Annotated in this window: 1 pseudogene; it reads right to left on the bottom strand. The window is 64.0% G+C overall.

From position 1 onward, the window contains the following. Window positions 1–145, bottom strand: a pseudogene (locus ACQ4LH_RS21270) (DUF615 domain-containing protein); the annotation flags it as partial. Window positions 146–266: the final 121 nt, after the last annotated feature.

Consider the following 266-nt stretch of genomic DNA (forward strand, 5'->3'; position numbering starts at 1 on the left):
GGCCCTGACGGATCAGCTGGCGCAGGTGCTGGCGGTCGGCGTTGGGGTATTCGACGACAAATTTTTCCAGGGTGTCGTCGTCGCCGTTGAGCAAGCGGTCGCGCCAACGCTCCAGGTTATGAAAGCGTTCGTTGTACTGGCGGGKGGGGGGMSCCMSCYGGTCKGGMAGGGGCCGGKSTGTTTCTTTTATAWAMATCTGACGCCGCCGSCGGGGCGCCCCCGGCGGGGGCCTGCGTAGGCCCCGGCGCGCTTTAAAAAAAAAACAA

Origin of the sequence: Pseudomonas peli (assembly GCF_050563605.1) — a bacterium.
In the GTDB taxonomy this organism is placed as follows: domain Bacteria; phylum Pseudomonadota; class Gammaproteobacteria; order Pseudomonadales; family Pseudomonadaceae; genus Aquipseudomonas; species Aquipseudomonas peli_A.